Below are 20,355 nucleotides of genomic sequence, written 5' to 3'. Positions count from 1 at the left end.
TTCTTGCGGGGAATTTGACAGTCACTCATGTAGTGCGGGTTACAAATCTATACCATAGGTGAACCCCAATGAAACTCCTCCATATCGACTCCAGCGTGCTCGGCCCCCACTCCGTCTCACGGCAGGTTTCCGCCGCCATCGTCGACCGTCTCAGGCAGGCGACGCCGTCGCTCGACCTCGTCTACCGCGATTTGACGCAGATTCCGCTCGCCCACCTCTCCGGCTCGCACCTTGCGGCCGCGCAAGGCGCGCCGGCGCCGGCGGAACTCGGTCCCGACCTGGCCGCGAGCGCGGCCGTGCTCAACGAGTTCCTCGATGCCGATATCGTCGTGATCGGCGCGCCCATGTACAATTTTACGATCCCGAGCCAGCTCAAGGCCTGGATCGACCGCGTCCTGGTGGCGGGGAAAACGTTCAAATACGACGCGAACGGCCCGCAGGGCCTTGCCGGCAACAAGCGCGTGATCGTGGCGATCTCGCGCGGCGGCTATTACGGCCCGGGCACGCCGGCCGCCTCGCTCGAGCACCTCGAAACCTATTTGCGTGGCGTGTTCGCGTTCATGGGCATCACGAGCCCCGAATTCATCGTCGCCGACGGCATCCAGGTTGGCCCTGAGCATCGTGAGAAAGCGCTGGCCGGAGCGCTTCAGGCTGCCACCAGCCTGCAGGCGGCGTAAGACTTACGCCGACACCAGCCGCTGCCGGAGCCCGGCGGCGGCTGAGAGTTCGACAGCGCTAAAACCAGGCGCCCTGAACGCCAAGAATGACGGCGACGAGCGAAATGAAAAGCCCGATGCCTGAGAAAAGTGCCACCCCGATGAACTCGGACCTATCGGAGTGCTTGGCTGGAATGGCGGAATGTTCGGTGTAAATACGTGGTTCTGAAATCGACGAAGAAATACGAGCTGCTTTTGACATCGCGGGCTCCCTGAAAGTGAGTCTTATGACCCTGCCCGCAAAAGGGTCTTGGCAGCGCAAGCGAAGGTTCAACGCCTCACGGAAGGTTCAGAGGAATACAGCCACCGAGGTGTAGGAACAGGCCGGCGCAACCGATGTCGTCGCGCCGACCGATTCAATTTTCGCAAACGTTGATCAGCCGCGATAGATCGGTGCGCCCGCGGGAGAGGCAACCGCGCCGCCATCGACGAAGATCTCCTGGCCCTGGATGTGCCCGGCATCGTCGGAGGCGAGGAACAGCACCGTCTTCGAGATGTGATCCGGTTCAGCAATGCGGCCGAGCGGCGTGGATAGTCCAAGGCGCTTCTCGAACGCCTTCTCCGCTTCAGGCGTTGCGATCGCGGCGCCCCAGATCGGCGTGCGGGTCGCGCCGGGCGCAACGACGTTGACGCGGATGCCGCGCGGCGACAGTTCCGAGGCCATGATCCGCGCCAGCGCGCGCACGCCGGCCTTGGCGGCCCCGTAAGCGGAGTAGCCGGGAACGCCGAGCACGGAGATCACCGAACCGTTGAGGATGATCGAGGCGTTGTCGTTGATATAGGGCAGCGCCGACTGCACCGTGAAGAACACGCCGGTGAGGTTGGTGCTGATCACCTTCTCAAAGACATCCAGCGTCGTCGAGCCCAGCGGCGTGCTGCCGGGGATGCCGGCATTCGCGAACACGATATCGAGCTTGCCGAATTTTTCGGTGCCCTTCTTGATCGCCGCTTCAGTCGCGGCGACGTCGGTCGCGTCCGCAACCAGCGCGAGCCCGTTCGGCCCGAGTTCCTTTGCTGCGGCCTCCAGCGTCTCCTTGTTGCGCCCGGTGATGATCACCTTCGCGCCCTCGGCCACGAACAGCTTTGCCGTTGCCAATCCAATTCCGCTGTTGCCGCCGGTGATGAGTGCCGTCTTGCCGCTCAGTCTCATGCTCGCCTCTCCAATAGTTTCATTATGAAACCATATTGCAATCTAGGCGGATGGTTTTATGATGCAACCACACAAGCGCGTGATTGGCGCCGACATCGTGCGAATGTGAGGGGACCTCAGACGATGGTGAAACGAACGAGTTTTGAGGGTGACGGCTGCCCGGTCGCGCGGTCGCTGGAGGCGATCGGCGACTGGTGGACGCTGCTGATCATCCGCGAAGCGATGCTCGGTGTGCGCCGCTTCGGCGAGTTTCAGGGCAAGCTCGGCATGGCCAAGAACATCTTGTCGGCGCGCCTGCGCTCAATGCTCGAACACGGCATCCTGGCGACCGCCCCCGCCTCCGATGGCAGCGCCTACCAGGAGTATGTGCTGACGCCGAAGGGACTTGGCCTTTTCCCGATCCTGGTCGCGCTCCGGCAATGGAGCGAGGAGTTCGACGACACGCCTGAGGAGATCGACACCGTCATGGTCGATCGCGTCAAAGGCCGCCCGGTGAAGAAGCTCGAGCTGCACGCCGAGGATGGACGGTTGCTCAGCCTGGCCGACATCACGCTGAAGCCCCGACCGGCACCGCGGCGGCGGTCGGCCTGATCGCGGCACGCTGCCACCACACCGTCATTGCGAGCGCAGCGAGGCAATCCAGAGTTTCACCACGGAGGGATTCTGGATTGCTTCGCTGCGCTCGCAATGACGGGATTGATGCGGCGCGCCTCCATATATCGCCGTCACCCTGAGGTGGCCGCTTCTTCAGCGGCCCTCGAAGGGCGACGGCCCGGCTGCGGCATCTCGGCCGCTCATCCTTCGAGGCTCGCTACGCGAGCACCTCAGGATGACGGATTGGATGGTGAGCGCCGCTACGACAGCTTGCGCTTGCTCCGCAGCCGCAGGTGCTCGTCGGCCTCCAGCTTGGTCATGCCCAGGAGATAATGCAGCACGTCGAGCTTGTGGCGCTCGGCGAGCTTGCGCAACGCCCCGACCTGCTCGGCGATGAAGGCGACGGCCTCATCGACGCCGCCCTCCCCTGGTTCCTCACCGCGCGAGCCCCCCGGCGCGCCTGATGCGGCGCGCGCCCGTTTCTTTCCTGGCTTAGTCACCAGACCCCACCCGAATCCATGCCCCGGGAGGACTCTACGCCGACATTGACCGCAACTCCAAGGTGGTATTTTGCAACTTTCTCGATATGAAACTTTCCCCATTTGGGGTGCTTTCAACACCCCTCGATTTGACAGCGAGGGCCTCACCACCCATGTTCGGGTCGAAACGGCCGATCCGAATCTCATCGAAAGCGGCTCGTAATTTCCCCGTAAGCTACTGGAACTACATGAATATCGTCATTGTGGAGTCGCCGGCGAAAGCCAAGACGATCAACAAGTATCTGGGCTCGTCCTACGAGGTTCTGGCCTCGTTCGGCCATGTCCGCGACCTCCCGGCGAAGAACGGTTCCGTCGATCCGGACGCAAATTTCAAGATGATCTGGGAGGTCGACCCCAAGGCGGCCGGCCGGCTCAACGATATCGCCAAGTCCCTGAAGAACGCCGACCGCCTGATTCTGGCGACCGACCCTGATCGCGAGGGCGAGGCCATCTCCTGGCACGTTCTGGAGGTGCTGAAGGAAAAGCGCGCGCTGAAGGACCAGAAGATCGAGCGCGTGGTGTTCAACGCCATCACCAAGCAGGCGGTCACGGATGCGATGAAGAATCCGCGCCAGATCGACGGCGCGCTGGTCGACGCCTACATGGCGCGCCGCGCGCTGGACTATCTGGTCGGCTTCACCCTCTCCCCCGTGCTCTGGCGCAAGCTGCCGGGCGCCCGTTCGGCGGGCCGCGTGCAGTCGGTGGCGCTGCGGCTGGTCTGCGACCGCGAACTGGAGATCGAGAAGTTCGTCGCGCGCGAATACTGGTCGTTGATCGCGACCCTGCTGACGCCGCGCGGCGACGCCTTCGAGGCGCGCCTGGTCGGCGCCGACGGCAAGAAGATCCAGCGTCTCGACATCGGCACCGGTGCGGAAGCCGAAGACTTCAAGAAGGCGCTGGAAGCGGCCGCCTACGCCGTGACCGCGGTCGATGCCAAGCCGGCCCGGCGCAATCCGCAGGCGCCCTTCACCACCTCGACGCTGCAGCAGGAAGCCAGCCGCAAATACGGTTTTGCGCCGGCGCACACGATGCGCATCGCCCAGCGCCTTTATGAAGGCATCGACATCGGCGGCGAGACCACCGGACTCATTACTTATATGCGTACCGACGGCGTGCAGATCGATCCGTCCGCGATCACCCAGGCGCGCAAGGTGATCGGCGAGGACTACGGCAACGCCTATGTGCCGGAGGCCCCGCGCCAGTATCAGGCCAAGGCCAAGAACGCCCAGGAAGCGCACGAAGCGATCCGTCCGACCGACATGTCGCGCCGCCCCGACAGCATGAGCCGCAAGCTCGATGCCGACCAGGCGCGACTCTACGAGCTGATCTGGAAGCGCACCATCGCGAGCCAGATGGAATCGGCCGAGCTCGAGCGCACCACCGTCGACATCACCGCGAAGGCAGGCTCCCGCACGCTGGAGCTGCGGGCGACGGGCCAGGTCGTCAAGTTCGACGGCTTCCTCGCGCTCTACCAGGAAGGCCGCGACGACGAGGAAGACGAGGACTCCCGCCGCCTGCCCGCGATGAGCCCGAACGACGCGCTCAAGCGACAGTCGCTCGCCGTCACCCAGCATTTCACCGAGCCGCCGCCGCGCTTCTCGGAGGCCTCGCTGGTCAAGCGCATGGAAGAGCTCGGCATCGGCCGTCCCTCGACCTATGCCTCGATCCTCCAGGTCCTGAAGGACCGCGGCTACGTCAAGCTCGAGAAGAAGCGCCTGCACGGCGAGGACAAGGGCCGCGTCGTGGTCGCCTTCCTCGAAAGCTTCTTCAGCCGCTACGTCGAATACGACTTCACCGCCAATCTGGAGGAGCAGCTCGACCGCATCTCCAACAACGAGATCTCCTGGCAGCAGGTGCTGAAGGACTTCTGGACCGGCTTCATCGGCGCCGTCGACGAGATCAAGGATCTGCGCGTCGCCCAGGTGCTCGACGTGCTCGACGACATGCTGGGCCAGCACATCTATCCGCCCCGCGCCGATGGCGGCGATATCAGGCAGTGCCCGAGTTGCGGCAACGGCCGGCTGAATCTCAAGGCCGGCAAGTTCGGCGCCTTCGTCGGCTGCTCGAACTATCCGGAATGCCGCTACACCCGCCAGCTCGCCGCCGACAGCGAGACCACCGCCGACCGTTCGCTCGGCCAGGACCCCGACACCGGTCGCGATGTCTGGGTCAAGGCCGGCCGCTTTGGGCCCTACATCCAGCTCGGCGAGCAGAAGGATTATGAGGAAGGCGAGAAGCCGAAGCGCGCGGGCATCCCGAAGGGCACCTCGCCGGGCGACGTCGAGCTCGAGCTTGCGCTGAAGCTGTTGTCGCTGCCGCGCGAGATCGGCAAGCATCCGGAGACCGGTCAGCCGATCACGGCAGGTCTCGGCCGCTTCGGGCCGTTCGTGAAGCACGAGAAGACCTACGCCAGCCTGGAGAGCGGCGACGAGGTCTTCGACATCGGCCTCAACCGCGCGGTGACGCTGATCGCGGAGAAGGTCGCCAAGGGCCCGAGCCGCCGCTTCGGCGCCGACCCCGGCAAGGCGATCGGCGATCATCCGACGCTGGGCACCGTCACGGTGAAGAGCGGCCGTTACGGCGCCTATGTCACGGCAGGCGGCGTCAACGCGACGATCCCGGCCGAGTTCGAAAAGGACACCGTCACGCTGCCGCAGGCGATCGCGCTGATCGACGAGCGCGCGGCCAAGGGCGGCGGCAAGAAGCCGAAGAAGGCGGCGAAGCCGCCCAAGGCCAAGAAGGCTGCGGCGAAGGCCGCCGACGGCGATGACGCCGCGCCGAAGCCGAAGAAACCGGCCGCGAAGAAGGCGGCCAAACCAAAATCCGAATCCACCAGCAAGGCGCGCGCCGCCGTGTCGTCGACCGCAAAAACGTCGCCGACCAAGGCCGCCGCCCCCAAGGCTCCGGCCAAGAAGAGTGCCGGCAAGACCTAGATCAAGAATTAGAGGTTAAGTGAAACGCAAGAATGACCATGGCTTTCCCGACCGGAGCGCCATCGTCGCCTTCATCAAGGCAAATCCCGGAAAGGTCGGGACCCGCGAAATTGCGCGCGAGTTCGGCCTGAAGAACGCCGATCGCATCGAGCTCAAGCGCATGCTGCGCGAGCTCGCCGACGACGGCACCATCAAGAAAAAACGCCACAAGGTTTCCGAGCCGGACGCGCTCCCGTCGACGCTGGTCGCCGACATCACCGGCCGCGACAGTGACGGCGAGCTGATCGCCTCCCCCACCGAATGGGACGAGGTCGAAAGCGGCGAACCGCCAAAAATCCTCATCGTCATGCCGCGCCGGCCAAAGCCCGGCACCGCGGCCGGTGTCGGCGATCGCGCGCTGCTGCGCGTCGAGCGCTCGGACGAGAACGAAGGTCCGGCCTATCGCGGCCACATCATCAAGGTCTTCGACAAGACGAAGAGCCGCATCCTCGGCGTGTTCCGCGAGCTTCCCGAAGGCGGCGGACGGCTGGTCCCGGTCGACAAGAAGTCCGCCGACCGCGAGCTGAACATCGCCGCAGCCGACGCGCACGGCGCCCGGGACGGCGACCTCGTCAGCGTCGACATCATCCGCTCGCGCAGCTTTGGGCTGGCATCAGGCCGGGTCAAGGAGAAGCTCGGCTCGGTCAAGTCGGAGAAGGCAATCAGCCTGATCGCGATCTACGCGCACGACATCCCCCTGCAGTTCCGGCCCGCGGCAGAGCGTGAAGCCGAAGCGGCAGAGCCGGCCAATCTGAAGGGACGTGAAGACTGGCGCGACGTGCCGCTCGTCACCATCGACCCGCCGGATGCGAAGGATCACGACGACGCGGTGCATGCGCAGCCCGATCCTGATCCGAACAACAGAGGCGGCTTCATCGTCGATGTCGCCATTGCCGATGTGAGCTTCTACGTGCGGCCGGGCACCGCGCTCGACCGCGACGCGCTCGATCGCGGCAACTCGGTGTATTTCCCGGACCGCGTTGTGCCGATGCTGCCCGAGCGCATCTCCAACAATCTCTGCTCGCTGGTGCCGGGCGAGCCGCGCGGCGCGCTCGCGGTGCGGATGGTGCTCGGCCCCGACGGGCGCAAGCGCTCGCACAGCTTCCACCGCATCCTGATGCGCTCGGCGGCGAAGCTGAACTATGCGCAGGCGCAGGCCGCGATCGACGGCCGGCCCGACGACACCACCGGACCCCTGCTCGATCCGATCCTGAGGCCGCTCTATGCCGCCTATGCCTGCGCCAAGCGCGCCCGCGACGAACGCGATCCGCTCAATCTCGATCTGCCCGAGCGCAAGATCCTCTTGAAGAGCAACGGCACGGTCGATCGCGTCGTCGTGCCTGAACGTCTCGATGCGCACAAGCTGATCGAGGAGTTCATGATCCTCGCCAACGTCGCGGCGGCCGAGATGCTGGAGAAGAAGTCGCTCCCGCTGATCTACCGCGTGCATGACGAGCCGACGCTGGAGAAGGTCCACGCACTCGCGGAGTTTCTGGAGACGCTGGACGTTCCCTTCGCGAAAGGCGGCGCGCTGCGCCCGGCTTTGTTCAACCGCGTGCTGGCGCAGCTCGAAGGCCACGACCACTTCCCGCTGGTGAGCGAGGTCGTGCTGCGCGCGCAGGCACAGGCCGAATACTCCTCCGAGAATTACGGTCATTTCGGCCTGAATTTGCGCCGCTACGCGCATTTCACCTCGCCGATCCGCCGCTATGCCGACCTCGTCGTGCACCGCGCGCTGGTCCGCGCGCTCGGCCTCGGCGAAGGCGCACTGCCCGACAGCGAGACGCCGGAAAGCCTCGGTGAGGTCGCAGCCCATATCTCGGTGACCGAGCGGCGCGCGATGAAGGCGGAGCGCGAGACCGTCGACCGGCTGATCGCCCATCACCTCGCCGACCGCATCGGCGCAAGCTTCCAGGGCCGCGTCTCCGGCGTCACGCGCGCCGGCCTGTTCGTCAAGCTCGCCGAGACCGGCGCCGACGGCCTGATCCCGATCCGATCCCTCGGCACGGAATATTTCAACTATGACGAGAGCCGACACGCGCTCGTCGGCACGCGCAGCGGCACCATGCATCAGCTGGGTGACGTCGTTGACGTCCGTCTGATAGAAGCAGCTCCCATCGCAGGCGCGCTGCGCTTCGAGCTGCTGTCGTCGACCGGCGAGACCGCGCCGCGCGGCCGCAGGCCATCCGGTCCGCAACGCCGCCCCTCGTTCAAGGCGCATCCTGGACGCAGTCCGGATAAAAAACGCAAGCCGCCGAAGCAAAAGTCCGGCAAACCCAAGAAGGGCAAGGGCAAGAACAAAGGAAAAGGCGGGGGTCAGAAGGGCAAGGCATGGTGACGACGAGCACGGCCCCAAAGATCTGGACGCGCGAGACCGGCCTCGTCGAGAAGCGCGACGTCTGGACGGCCATGAAGCGCGGCTTTCGCAGCCGCTGCCCGCGCTGCAGCGAGGGCAAGCTGTTCCGCGCCTTTCTCAAAACCGCGGACAGTTGCTCGGTCTGCGGCCTCGATTTCACGCCGCATCGCGCCGACGATCTGCCGGCCTATCTCGTGATCGTCATCGTCGGCCACATCGTGGTGCCCACGATCCTCTGGATCGAGACCAACTACACCACGCCGGTCTGGCTCAGCTTCGCGGCCTATCTGCCCTTCACCTTCGTCGCCTCGCTCGCGCTGCTCCAGCCGGTCAAGGGAGCTGTGGTCGGCTTGCAATGGGCTCTGCGCATGCACGGCTTTGACGACAACCCTCCGGATGGTATTCCGCCGGTCTAAGCAAATAATCAAAAAGCGGTTTGGGTGAGGACATGACGGATACGTCGCAGGGAGCCGAGAAGGCCAAGATCCACGAGGGCAAGGAAGCCGACCACCATCCCTATTTCCGCCCCCGCGATGCGGCGACGCTGATCCTGGTCGACCGCAGCGGCAACGTTCCAAAGGTCCTGGTCGGCAAGCGCCACGACAAGGTGGTGTTCATGCCCGGAAAGTTCGTCTTCCCCGGCGGCCGTGTCGACAAGGACGACTACCGCGTGCCGTGTGCTGCACCCATCACCGCCGAGCTGGAAGCCAATCTCGCCAAGGGCAGCCCGAAGACCCCGGCCTCGCGCGCAAAGTCGCTTGCGATTGCCGCAATCCGCGAGGCCTGCGAAGAGACCGGCCTCTGCCTCGGGCGCAGGACCGAGGGGAAAGCAAAACTCGAGGGCGCCTGGAAGCCGTTCGCGGATGCGGGCCTGCTGCCCGACCCCTCCAGCCTGTTCCTGATCGCCCGCGCGATCACTCCGCCTGGCCGCGTCAAGCGCTTCGACACACGCTTCTTCACCGCGGATGCCTCCGCGATCACCCACCGCGTCGAGGGCGTGATCCATGCCGATGCCGAGCTGGTCGAGCTGGTCTGGGTCGAGCTCGGCTCAAAGCCGCTCGCCGATCTGCATCCGATGACACGCAACGTGCTCAACGAGCTCGACACCCGCCTTGCCACCGGCCCGCTCCGTCACGATGCGCCGGTGCCGTTCTTCCATTTCTACGGCGGCAAGATGCAGAAGGATATCTTGGGCTGATCCAGCCGCCGAACTCCCCAGGCTCGTTCACGCGATCAGCAAACTCAGCGCGGCACCTCTGAAGGCGCGGTCTTCGCTGCCACCTTGTCCGTGGCCGATCGCCCAATGTCGCGGCCACGCCAGCTTATCCAGCCCTCGCGCCGTCGCAGAGGTGAAAGACGACCAGCGCGTGGAGCCGTGATCGCGGTATAGGAGACCGCCGGGGCCCATATCCGGATAGAGCGTAACGTGAATATCGAAACCGTCGCCCGCAGGAAGGTCAGGTCCAAACCAATAGGACGGACTGCGTCCCGGCTCACGCCCCACGATGGCTGTCAGGGTTTGCCTCGGTCCCCGAAGCCCAAGCCAGAACGGCGCGATCGAACCCGGCGCGAAAGCCGTGAAAATCGTCTGGGCCGCTGCGACATCGGTCGCAGCGCTTTGCCCCACGAGCCTCAGCTCGATCCGCCGCCCGCTCTCCACGCATCCGCTGAACGGCGCTTCGGTTTCCCCGAGCGGCAGCTCCCCCCACAGGGCGGGATCAGGATCGCGCAGCGGCCATTCCAACTTCTCCCTGATCGCGCCGTGAACATCGAGCACCTGATAACGCAGGCCTTCCTCGTCAAGCGCGGCCTGAATGCAATGCAGATACTCGACGCCTTCCGGCATCCTGTGAGCCGTTCCCGCGCCCGCAGTACAGATCTGCAGGACACCGCGATGCGCCTGCACGTCGAAGGCGAGGATGTGGCTGCACAGGTAGGCAAACACGTTTTCGTTCACCAGGATGTCCCAGAACGGGCGAGCGTATTCGTGGCCGATCTCGCGCTGATACGTCCCCGTAAAGCCGTTGATCGGAAACACCGGATGATGGCCAAGGACGAGCTTGTGTCGGGCGTCGCCATGTTCTCTGAGCGTTGTTTCCAGCCACCCGAGCTCGACATGGCCCTCACCTCCCAGGCCGCTCCAGAGCGTGTTGACGAACACCATCAGGAGGTCGCCGCGTCGCACGAAGTAGGAGAGGCCCACCTGTCCCGGCGGTCCATTTTTCGGCAGCTCGAGCACTGCGCGAAACACCGCCTCGCTCATCAAATCATAGGTCGTGTGGTTGCCGGTTGTGTGCCACATCGGAATGGCCGCACGGTCGAGCCATGCCATTTCCGTATCCAGCCAATAGCGCCACTGCGCGCGGAGCGCGTCCGGATCCGGCGTCAGTCCGATGATTTCATCGCCCGGGAAGAGCACGAATTCAGGCTGCGGCCTCAGGCGTTGAACGACCGCATTGACCGAGGCGAAGGTCTTTTCGTGCAATCCACCCGGAACGCCGGAACAGGAGTCGCCATACAACAGGAATTGGTGGCCCCTGCCGCGCGGTAGAAGCGCGGGAATGGAATTATTCGTTGAGGTCATGGCCTTCCATTGCGGTGTTCGGCCGCGAGGATGGCAATTTCCGCAACGGGTAGCAACAGGTCGTGGCTGGACCTAATCAGGAATCATCAGGCTCGGTGCCGACATAGTCGCGCGCCGGCAATTTCAGGACGCGACCGATCTCGCTTGCGAGCTCGTCCGCCTCCTCGCGCCTGGTGAAGCTCTGAAGCGTGATCGGCTCGGTGCCCCTGTTGCCGCAGAGATTGACGTCGTAGGTCGTCAGATCCGCATCATAGTCGTCGGTGATGCTGACGAAGTGATAGTCGGCGAGATCGCGCTGGCTGCGGATATTGAGCGGGCCGAACTGCCTGGTGATGACGATCAAGCGCAGCGTCTCGTTGAGCACGACGAAAGTGCGGTACGTCAGCAGGATCATTCCGGGAATGCCGACGAGCAGTCCCAACCCCGTGAACACCAGCACCGGCACGAGATCATCGGCGAGCCGGCCGAAGCCGGAAAAATCCTGGCGCAGGCCGAGCGCGACATTCCACAAGAGATAACCGCTCGCGGCCAGCAGCGGCAGCGACAGCAGGCGGCCGACCCAGGGCATAGGCCGGTCGATGCGAACGGTACTGCCGTCCACGGTCATTGCGCCTGCCATTGAAGGTCTCCTCACGGGTCCTGGCTTGGTCGGGGCGAGCGCGGGATTGGTTCGATGCGGGCCGCATTCGTCATGCCCTTGCCGCTGCGCGCGGCCTGGAATGACGCGATTGTGCTGAGCGCGTCGCGAAAAACGAAAAAATCTTCCCGCCTCCCCCGATGGCGGAGTTCCCAGGCGTTCCTATGTCTTCCCCAACGACATCCAGAACGGATACGGGGCGATGGCACAACGGCAACTCAAGCTTGGCGCGTTCATGCGCCCGATCAGCATCCACACCGGCGCCTGGCGCTATCCGGGGGCCTGGCCGGACGCCAATTTCAACTTCGGCCATATCAAGACGCTGATACAGAAGCTCGAGGCCGGCAAGTTCGACGCCTTCTTCATGGCCGATCACCTCGCCGTGCTGAACATGCCGGTCAATGCGCTCAAGCGCAGCCACACCGTGACCTCGTTCGAGCCGTTCACGCTGCTGTCGGCGCTGTCCGCCGTCACCGAGCGCATCGGCCTGATCGCGACGGGCTCGACGACGTTTGACGAGCCCTACCACGTGGCGCGCCGCTTCGCCTCGCTCGACCATCTCAGCGGCGGGCGCGCGGGCTGGAACATCGTCACCACCTCGAATCCGGACGCGGCGCTGAATTTCGGCCTCGACGACCACATGGAGCATGCCGAGCGCTACAAGCGCGCCCGCGAGTTCTACGACGTCGTCACCGGCCTCTGGGATTCCTTCGCCGACGACGCCTTCGTGCGCGACGTCGAAAGCGGCGTGTTCGTCGATCCCGCGAAGATGCACGTGCTCGACCACAACGGCAAATATCTGAAGGTGCGCGGCCCCCTCAATATCGCGCGGCCCGTGCAGGGCTGGCCGGTGATCGTGCAGGCCGGCGCATCGGAGGACGGCAGGCAGCTTGCGGCGGAGACGGCGGAAGCCGTGTTCACCGGCGGCGGCCCCCTCGCCGACGGCCAAAAACTCTATGCCGACATCAAGGGCCGCATGGAGAAGATCGGCCGCGATCCCGAACATCTCAAGATTCTTCCCGGCGCCTTCGTCGTGGTCGGCGACAGCGTCGATGAGGCCAAGGAGAAGCGCGCGCTGCTCGACAGCCGCGTGCATTACGACAGCGCCATCGCCTCGCTCTCGGTCATCCTCGGCACGGACGCCTCAGGCTTCGATCCGGACGGGCAACTGCCGGAGATTCCGGAGACCAACGCCAGCAAAAGCGGCCGCCAGCGCATGGTCGACCTCGCCAAGCGCGACAAGCTCACGGTGCGCCAGCTCGCCCAGCGCGTCGGCGGCTATGGCGGGCTGTCCTTCGTCGGCACGGCCAAGACCATCGCCGACCAGATGGAGGAATGGCTGGTCGGGCGCGGCTCCGACGGCTTCAACATCATGTTCCCGTTCCTGCCCGCCGGCCTCGACGATTTCGTCGACAAGGTGGTGCCGGAGCTGCAGCGTCGCGGGATTTTCCGCAAAGAGTATGATGGGGCCACTTTGAGGGAGAATCTGGGCCTGCCGCGGCCGAAAAACCGGTTCTTCGAGGCGTAATGGGACCGTTTTGGGTGGTTTTCCGCCCTAGAGCCCCGTTCGGGGCTCTAGGTTGTTGTTTTTGACGCGTTTTCTTGACGCGAACCGGTGCCCACTTCGCTCGAAAACGCTTCGAAACCTTGACATCAGGCGGTTTCTGGCTAGGTTGCCGGCCAACGCGGGCCGTTTGGCCGGCTCCAGATTCCCTTCATTCCTGAGGTTCTGAACATGGCCAAAGCGGTCACCATCAAGGTCAAGCTCGTGTCCTCGGCTGACACCGGCTTCTACTACGTCGCCAAGAAGAATTCGCGCACCATGACCGACAAGCTGGTCAAGAAGAAGTACGATCCGGTCGCGCGCAAGCACGTCGAGTTCCGCGAAGCCAAGATCAAGTAAGAAGATCAAGTAAGATCGCGGAATAAGCTACGGACTTTCGACGGGGCTTCACGGCCCCGTTTTTATTTTGCGGCTCACGTCTCGGACGGCCGGCTCAGTCGTTGCGTAAAGCGGTGTCGGACCGAACACGCGTCACTTCGGCTGCATCGATCGGGGCAGCGGCACCACCCCAGCTATTTCTGACAAAGCTGAGCACCGCCGCGACCTGGCGATCATCGAGCTGCCAGCCGTAGGACGGCATGCCGGGTGCCGTCGGCTCGGCCTTGGTGCCGACGCTTCGCGCACCACGGAGCACCATTCGGATTGCCGTTGTGGGATCATTTGATTGCACCATCGTAGACTCTGCGAGGGCGGGAAACAGGTGTGGAACGCCCTTGCCTTCGATCCCGTGGCAGGCGGAACATTGGTCTCGGTAGATCGCGCCTCCGGCCGCCATCACGTTCGCAGCCACCGGGGCAAGCCTCGCCTCATCCTTGTTGCCCGGCAATGATTTCAGATACGTCGCAATAGCCTTCGTATCCTCATCCTTCATCCTGGACGTCGACAGCTCGACGGCCTCCGCCATCGGCCCTGTCGCAGCGGTAGCGCGATTGTGCCCCGTCTTGAGGTAGAGCGCGACATCGTTTGCCGTCCAACTGCCCAGTCCTGTCCGCCGGTTGTTGGTGATGTCAGGCGCCGACCAGCCCTGGAGATTTGCTCCCTGCAGATATTGATCGGTTCGGTCGCCTCCGAGCAGCGTCTTCGGCGTGTGACAGGCTCCGCAATGCGCCGGCCCGTCGACGATGAACTTGCCGCGATTCCATTCGGCGGATTTGGTCGGTTCCGGCTTGTATTCACCTGCCGTGAAGTAGAGCGCGTTCCACACGATCATCGTTGAGCGGATATTGAATGGAAACGGAAGCGTATCCGCGTTGCGCGAATTTCGGACCGGCTCCAGCGAAGTCAGATAGGCCCGGATTACCATCACATCGTCACGCGACATCCGGGTGTACGCATTGTAAGGCATGGCCGGATAGAGATGCGCGCCGGTTCGTCCGATACCCTTTCTCACCGCGGCATCGAATTGATCGTCGCTCCAGGCTCCAATGCCCGTTTCCAGATCGGGCGTGACATTGGGCGATATGATGTTGCCGAACGGCGTTTCGATCGGCCGCCCACCCGAAAACGGCTTGCCGCCGGGAACGGTATGGCAGCCGGCACAGTCCGACAGGATCGACAGATAGCGCCCGCGTTCGATCTGGGTGAACTCTTGCATGTTTGCGGAGCCGGCATGCGCGCGGCCAGCCAGCGACGCCGAAGCGAGCACTGCGCAAACGAGCGTGCATACGCGAGGAATCCTACGCATCGACCAGCCTTCCGGGATTCTTGAGGTACTGGTTCCGGATCGCGGCCGCCGACCAATAAGCGAGCGCGCCGACCGTGAGCGTCGGGTTGTAGCCGGCGTTCTGCGGAAAGGCGCTTGCCCCCATCACGAACAGATTCGGGACATCCCAGCTCTGCAGATATTTGTTGAGGACGCTTGTCTTGGGATCGGCCCCCATGATCGCACCGCCGTTGAGATGCGTCGTCTGGTAGGTCGTTATGTCGTATGGCGCGGTTCGATACTGCACGGCGAGCTTTTCAGCGCCCATCGCCTTAATGATCTCGGCGAACTTGTCGGTGAGAAACTTGTTCTGCTTGATCTCGTTCTCCTTGAGATCCATCGTGATCCGCATCAGCGGACGCCCGAACCGGTCCTTATAGGCGGGGTCGAGATCCAGGTAGATGTCGCGGTAGGCGTAGAAGCTGCCATGCACACCGGTGCCGGGCTTGACCGTGCTGAGATAATTCTCCTTCACCGCCTTCTTCCAGTCGGCGCCCCATGCCGGCGTTCCCGGCGGCACCAGGGTGCTTTCGATCGGACGAGCACCTGTCTGCACCTGGCCGACATAGCCGCCGCCGACGAAACCATGCGGCCCGTGATCGAAATTGTCGCCGTTGAACTCGTCGATACACATCCCGATCGAACCCGATGCGATGAACGGGTTGAAGTTGAACTTCTTGTTGTCGAAGAAGCCATTGACCGACGAGATCGTCTGGTGGGTGTAGTTTCGGCCGACGACCCCAGTGTTGGTGACGGGGTCGTAGGGCTGCCCGATTTGCGAATGCAGAAGAAGCTGCACGTTGAACATCGTGTAAGCCGACAGGATCACGAGGTCGGCCTGCTGCTCCCATTCTTCGCCGCTCGAGTCCACGAATGTCACGCCGGTAGCGCGCTTGCCTGAACGATCGACATTGATCCTAACAACCTCTGAATTGTCGCGGAGGCTGAAGTTCGATTTTCGAATGAGATGCGGCAGGATGGTTGTTTGCGGGCTGGCCTTGGAATAATTGCCGCAGCCAAACCACTCGCAGAAGCCACAATAGGTGCAGGGGCCAAGGCGCATGCCCAGCGGGTTCGTATAGGCTTGCGAGAGATTGCCCGAAGGCTGCGGGAACGGCTTGTAGCCGAGCTCGCGCGCGGCTTTCCCGAACAGCGTATGGCTATGAACGGCTGGGCCTGCGCCGGGGTCGGATAAGGACGGGACCGCGGCCCTTCGAACGGATTGCCGCCGTCCATGATCTTGCCGCTCAGATTTCCGGCCGTCCCCGACGTGCCGCACAGATATTCAAAGCGATCGTAATGCGGCTCGAGCTCGTCATAGGTCACGCCCCAATCCTGGATCGTCATATCCGGGGGCAGGAACGCCGCGCCATAGCGTTCGGTCAGATGTGTCTTCAGCACGAAATCCGACGGGAGAAACCGCCACATTTCGGCATTCCAGTGCACGCCCCCGCCACCGACGCCGTTCGGCGGCATGAACGCGCCCCAGCTCCGGATCGGCAGCGCCGTCTGGTCCATCTTGTTGCGGAACGTGAACGTCAGCTGGTCCGGACGCAGGAACAGCTCGTGCCGGATGCGATAACGAAGTTCGTCCTGCATGTAGCCCGGCGGAAAATCCGTCGGCGCGTCGCGCCATGGACCGCGCTCGAAAGCGATGACCTCGAGCCCCTCGTCGGTCAGCTCATTAGCCATGATCGCGCCGGTCCAGCCGAAACCGACGATGACGACGTCTTTCCTGGGAAGCCTTCGGGACATGCTACGACCTCGTCCATTGCGCGTTGCCGGTCATGCCAACCGGCGGCAGCGGAAAGCGCTCGTTGTGGCGGTTCACCCAATCGAGATAGTTGTAGCGCGCGCCCGGATAGCCGATCATCTTCCACGCGACCATGTCGCGGTTCCCGCCATAGATCGGGTCCGCGAAAAATCCCATCTGGGCGTCCTTGACGAGTTGCGTGAAGAACGCCTTGCCGTCGACGCCGTCGAGCTTGAGCTCGCCCTTGTCGACCGCCTTCAGAAGCGCGATCCTGTCGTCGCCGGAGAGCTCGGCGAAGGGCTTTCCACCACTGTGCTGCTTGCACGCACGATCGAATGCAGCGAGACCGTCCCGATAATCCTGTGCCGGACCGTTCGCCGACTGATGGCCCTGATTCTTCAGGCCGGCCTGAAACGGTGGGCGCACATACAATCCCTCCTGCCGGCCGTAAGGCCCAGCCAGCTGCCGGTCGATGAACACGGCGCAGCCGGCATCCTTGCCGCCCGGCGTCTCCGGATCCGGCGGGATGATGCAATCAACGAGTGCCTCCATGGCTCTGCCTTCTTCGCCGTTGAAGAACTCCCACGGCCCAAGCTTGATTGGCGGCGGCGGATTTCCCGCATTTGGAGCCCAGGGCAACCTCCCTGCGATTGTGGCGGCTTTGACGGTCGTCGCGCTGAACAGCAGCAGGGCCGTCCCAGCAAGAAATTCCCTGCGTCGCAGGCCGATCATTGTGGGCGTCCCCTGTTTCATTTTTTCTTCCTCGTCGGTCCACCGCGCTGGAACTTCGATGAGCTTTCGGAGAAGTGAAACGCCTCCACGTCGCTCACGACCTGCATCTATCGGTCATGATCGACAACAATTGCCCGTGAACACCTCACCGACTCTCAACGCGCGGCTTCTCGTTGTACGATCGCAAATTGATCGCGTATTTCACGAAGCCGGCGCGTTTCCAAAAAAACACGGAGCCGATTGCTGCGAGCAGGCAGCGGAATCTCGCGGCAAGTCTCCTGTGTCCCGGACGCGCTGCAGTGCGCAACGCTGCTGCGCTGCGTCCGGGGCACGAGACTGAAGTAGACGCGCGGCTCCTTCTCCACGCCGTCGTTGCGAGGAGCTCTTGCGACGGAGCAATCCAGAGCCGTTCCGCCGAGGGCCACGCTTTGTGTGGATGGCGAGTTTATAGGCAGATGCCCCCTCAACCCTCGGTTGCCCAATCCGAAATGTATGTTACCGTGCATTTACCGGGGCGGCATCTCCGTCCCGAATTTGGGAAGGACATGCTCATGAAATTCTCGTCAAGCTTTGTCGTGCCCTCAGCCGTCGCTGTCTTATCAACTGCCTTGCTGTGCGCCCCGGCAGCGTCGCAAATCCCGACTGGGTCCGCCGCCACGATTCCCCCTGTCACGGTCGACGCGCCGAAACAGGTGGCAAAGCCGCACGTGTCGGAGCGGGGAGCAAACACAACGGCGCCGCGTCGGACTGCGTCAACCGCTCGAACGTCAACCGCGAGCACGCCTTCGTATGCGCCGGGCTCGGTGATGGGGAGGATTGCCAGCCTGGAGAAAGTCGCCAGCAGCTGCAACGGTGGCTGTGCATCAAGCTTCCCAAGCGGCAAAGATCCCTGGGTCGGATGCAGCGAGTCGGGCGGCGGTACGAACTATGGACCTTTCTCGCCAACGTGCCGAGACACCATCACCCATACATCCTACGAGGGTTGCGTTGAAACCAAGGTGTTCCTGGGCGAAAACCGAAACAAGGCCCACTGGTTTTGCAGCAGCCTGCAGGCCGGCAACAGGTTTAAGGTCGCCGAACTCAAGCGATCAGGACGTCGCTAGTCCATACCGCCCGCTGGCTTTCTGTTTCAGTTGAACCTGGACCCGATGTCGGCCAGCGCTGGCCGCAGCTAGCCCAGCGTCGCCCGCCGGTCGCGCGCAAGCGCACCGTCGAGGTGACGCTGCGCTGCGCCCGGGGCACGAGAGCATGGCGGCGGTGGCCCATTCTTTTGCGTTCCACAAGCAAACGATTCTTTCTGCATTTGAACGACGAGACCGCGTCAGGTCGCGGGTATGCGATCAAGCGCGCTTGTTCAGCGCAGATGTCGATCCAACTCCTCTCGCACCGGCAGCACGATTGCACCGGGCAATGATGGAGATGGATCATGACTGGACTTAAAATTCTCGCTGCCGTGGCTTTGTTGTCGGGCCTGACCGCAAGCGCCGCCTACGCGCAATCCGGCTTTGCGAGCAGCCATCCTGATACGTACGAGGCCGAGAACCCCAATCGCAACCTGAACGGCACGCTGACGCCGGCCGGTCGGCTGGGCCTCGAATTGCCGGATGGCGCAGCTCCTGCGCAAGGCGCGGACAGCGCCATGGCTCGCGCGGATGGCGCTGCTTCACGTTCCTGCGCGGAGCGTTATCGATCCTACGATCCGGCGACGAGCACCTACCTCGGGTGGGACGGCAACCGCCATATTTGCAGGTAACGCAAAGCCGCAAGTCACCGGATCACGTGGATGTCCGAACGGATGGCCAGATGACCCGGTTGGATTCGAGGCGCCGTCGAGATGGCGTCTCGAACTTTCCATGACGCGTTGCGCATCACGGCCAACGCGTGACTCTCCTCGGATCCTCATGCTCCTCGTTCTGCCGGAGGAGACGCCTCGGGTGCCGACGCTTGTGACAGCGCGCCCCCCGAAGCGCCGCGTCGCGTCCAAGGCACGAGCGAAGAAGTAGATGTATGCTCCTGAATTGTCGCGTCCGCCATGCGCATAGAAGACGACGTTGATACCTGGTTGCCCATGTCAATGATGGGCCACGAACGGACATCCGGCACGCTTCCCAATCCCTCGAAAACGCGGTCATATGGCGTCCGGGTACACTTGGCGTTTTGGCGCGAGGGTATCCGCTTGCACGGGGAGAACGCGCGTGAAGGAACTCGCTGGAAAGACTGTGTTCGTGACCGGTGCAGCGTCAGGCATTGGACTGGGGATCGCGACCGCCTTCGCCCAAGCGGGGGCGAAGGTCATGCTTTGCGACATTGAAGAAGCGGCTCTGTCCGCAGCGCTCGAGCAACTGAGGCTCACCAACGTCGATGTCGACGGCGTGAAAGCGGACGTTTCACTCAAAGCCGAACTCGCGGCGGCCGCCGAAGCCACGACTGCTCGCTATGGCAAGGTGCATATCCTCGTCAACAACGCGGGCGTCGGCGGCGGTGGGCCTTATGGCGCCTGGACCGAGGCGTCGTGGAACTGGACCTTGGGCGTCAACCTGATGGCGACCATTTGGGGGATCGAGATTTTCGGGCCGTTGATCGAGCAGCATGGCGAGGGTGGACACATCGTCTCCACAGCCTCGATCGCTGGCCTCATTTCAGGGGAGAGCAACGCATACAACGTCTCCAAGTATGGCGTTGTCGCGCTGTCCGAGGGCCTGCGGCGTGAACTCGCGCCCCGGGGGATTGGCGTATCGGTGCTGTGTCCAGGGATCATCCGCACTCAAATCATGGACTCGAGACGCAATCTCCCCAAACGCTTCGAGGGGGCGCTTCCTCCCTTGCCGACTTCGGGCCCACGTGCCGAGTGGATCAATATGCTCCGGGAACGCATCTCTCAGGGCATAGAACCCAACTATGTCGGCGAACTCGTCCGCGAAGGCGTCGAAAAGGACTTGCCATATATCTTCACCGACCTCGAATTTGAGCCGATGATCGAAGCGCGCTTCGCCGCAATCAAGCAAGGCTTTGACCACATCCGCGGGCGCACCCCGAAACGTTGAGCGCGCAGCCCT

18 protein-coding genes are annotated in these 20,355 nt (G+C 63.5%); 10 read left to right on the top strand and 8 right to left on the bottom strand.

The window, feature by feature from the left end:
- The first annotated feature begins 68 nt into the window (after positions 1–68).
- Positions 69–677, top strand: coding sequence for an FMN-dependent NADH-azoreductase (locus AB7G19_RS18555; protein ID WP_014494708.1), 609 nt, complete (start codon positions 69–71; stop codon positions 675–677).
- Between the two features lie 58 nt (positions 678–735).
- Here the strand turns inward: AB7G19_RS18555 and AB7G19_RS18550 are convergent, their stop codons facing one another.
- Entirely contained in the window at positions 736–918 is a 183-nt protein-coding gene (locus AB7G19_RS18550) for a hypothetical protein (protein WP_085398828.1), read from the bottom strand.
- A 174-nt stretch (positions 919–1,092) separates the two neighbouring features.
- The gene (locus tag AB7G19_RS18545) at positions 1,093–1,866 is read right to left on the bottom strand and encodes an SDR family NAD(P)-dependent oxidoreductase (protein ID WP_071913097.1); all 774 of its coding nucleotides are present in this window, start codon (positions 1,864–1,866) and stop codon (positions 1,093–1,095) included.
- A 123-nt stretch (positions 1,867–1,989) separates the two neighbouring features.
- On the opposite strand from AB7G19_RS18545, the gene AB7G19_RS18540 reads away from it, so the two are divergent.
- Positions 1,990–2,457, top strand: coding sequence for a winged helix-turn-helix transcriptional regulator (locus AB7G19_RS18540; protein ID WP_071913095.1), 468 nt, complete (start codon positions 1,990–1,992; stop codon positions 2,455–2,457).
- 263 nt (positions 2,458–2,720) lie between these two features.
- Here AB7G19_RS18540 and AB7G19_RS18535 read toward each other — a convergent pair whose 3' ends face one another.
- Positions 2,721–2,960 (bottom strand): hypothetical protein, encoded by a 240-nt coding sequence (locus AB7G19_RS18535; protein ID WP_014494703.1) that lies wholly within the window; start codon positions 2,958–2,960, stop codon positions 2,721–2,723.
- 227 nt (positions 2,961–3,187) lie between these two features.
- On the opposite strand from AB7G19_RS18535, the gene topA reads away from it, so the two are divergent.
- Genes topA through AB7G19_RS18515 form a run of 4 tightly spaced genes read left to right on the top strand, consistent with a single transcriptional unit; the run spans position 3,188 to position 9,525 of the window.
- Positions 3,188–5,932 (top strand): type I DNA topoisomerase, encoded by a 2,745-nt coding sequence (gene topA, locus AB7G19_RS18530; protein WP_354096584.1) that lies wholly within the window; start codon positions 3,188–3,190, stop codon positions 5,930–5,932.
- A gap of 19 nt (positions 5,933–5,951) precedes the next feature.
- Positions 5,952–8,309 carry a ribonuclease R gene (rnr, locus tag AB7G19_RS18525; RefSeq protein WP_441268008.1) on the top strand — a complete coding sequence of 786 codons (2,358 nt, stop codon included), beginning with the start codon at positions 5,952–5,954 and terminating at the stop codon, positions 8,307–8,309.
- Positions 8,303–8,743 (top strand): DUF983 domain-containing protein, encoded by a 441-nt coding sequence (locus AB7G19_RS18520; RefSeq protein WP_166342118.1) that lies wholly within the window; start codon positions 8,303–8,305, stop codon positions 8,741–8,743. The genes rnr and AB7G19_RS18520 overlap by 7 nt, the downstream gene beginning before the upstream one ends.
- A 32-nt stretch (positions 8,744–8,775) precedes the next feature.
- Positions 8,776–9,525, top strand: coding sequence for an NUDIX hydrolase (locus AB7G19_RS18515; RefSeq protein WP_441268007.1), 750 nt, complete (start codon positions 8,776–8,778; stop codon positions 9,523–9,525).
- 27 nt (positions 9,526–9,552) lie between these two features.
- Here AB7G19_RS18515 and AB7G19_RS18510 read toward each other — a convergent pair whose 3' ends face one another.
- Positions 9,553–10,911 carry a metallophosphoesterase family protein gene (locus AB7G19_RS18510; protein WP_166342120.1) on the bottom strand — a complete coding sequence of 453 codons (1,359 nt, stop codon included), beginning with the start codon at positions 10,909–10,911 and terminating at the stop codon, positions 9,553–9,555.
- Between the two features lie 76 nt (positions 10,912–10,987).
- A complete protein-coding gene (locus AB7G19_RS18505) occupies positions 10,988–11,530 on the bottom strand; it encodes a hypothetical protein (RefSeq protein WP_166342121.1) in 543 nt (180 codons plus the stop codon).
- Between the two features lie 220 nt (positions 11,531–11,750).
- Between AB7G19_RS18505 and AB7G19_RS18500 the strand changes: the two genes are divergently transcribed.
- Both AB7G19_RS18500 and rpmG read left to right on the top strand, forming a co-directional pair.
- Positions 11,751–13,076 (top strand): LLM class flavin-dependent oxidoreductase, encoded by a 1,326-nt coding sequence (locus AB7G19_RS18500; protein ID WP_166342122.1) that lies wholly within the window; start codon positions 11,751–11,753, stop codon positions 13,074–13,076.
- A gap of 207 nt (positions 13,077–13,283) precedes the next feature.
- On the top strand, positions 13,284–13,451 hold the full coding sequence (rpmG, locus tag AB7G19_RS18495; RefSeq protein ID WP_007603295.1) for a 50S ribosomal protein L33: 168 nt from the start codon (positions 13,284–13,286) through the stop codon (positions 13,449–13,451).
- A gap of 94 nt (positions 13,452–13,545) precedes the next feature.
- On the opposite strand, the gene AB7G19_RS18490 is transcribed toward rpmG, so the two are convergent.
- From AB7G19_RS18490 to AB7G19_RS18480, 3 genes are all read right to left on the bottom strand, one after another.
- Entirely contained in the window at positions 13,546–14,706 is a 1,161-nt protein-coding gene (locus AB7G19_RS18490) for a c-type cytochrome (RefSeq protein ID WP_283016774.1), read from the bottom strand.
- Positions 14,707–14,788: 82 nt separating this feature from the next.
- Positions 14,789–15,877 carry a GMC family oxidoreductase gene (locus tag AB7G19_RS18485; RefSeq protein WP_441268006.1) on the bottom strand — a complete coding sequence of 363 codons (1,089 nt, stop codon included), beginning with the start codon at positions 15,875–15,877 and terminating at the stop codon, positions 14,789–14,791.
- Between the two features lie 693 nt (positions 15,878–16,570).
- Positions 16,571–17,299, bottom strand: coding sequence for a gluconate 2-dehydrogenase subunit 3 family protein (locus AB7G19_RS18480; protein WP_275552125.1), 729 nt, complete (start codon positions 17,297–17,299; stop codon positions 16,571–16,573).
- Between the two features lie 1,426 nt (positions 17,300–18,725).
- Here AB7G19_RS18480 and AB7G19_RS18475 point away from each other — a divergent pair.
- Entirely contained in the window at positions 18,726–19,052 is a 327-nt protein-coding gene (locus tag AB7G19_RS18475; protein ID WP_166342125.1) for a BA14K family protein, read from the top strand.
- 442 nt (positions 19,053–19,494) lie between these two features.
- Complete coding sequence (locus AB7G19_RS18470) at positions 19,495–20,343, top strand: SDR family NAD(P)-dependent oxidoreductase (RefSeq protein WP_135215738.1); 849 nt, start codon at positions 19,495–19,497, stop codon at positions 20,341–20,343.
- Positions 20,344–20,355: the final 12 nt, after the last annotated feature.

Source organism: Bradyrhizobium sp. 215_C5_N1_1 (assembly GCF_052075935.1).
GTDB classification, from domain to species: domain Bacteria; phylum Pseudomonadota; class Alphaproteobacteria; order Rhizobiales; family Xanthobacteraceae; genus Bradyrhizobium; species Bradyrhizobium barranii.
This window is presented reverse-complemented; position numbering and strand designations above follow the sequence as displayed.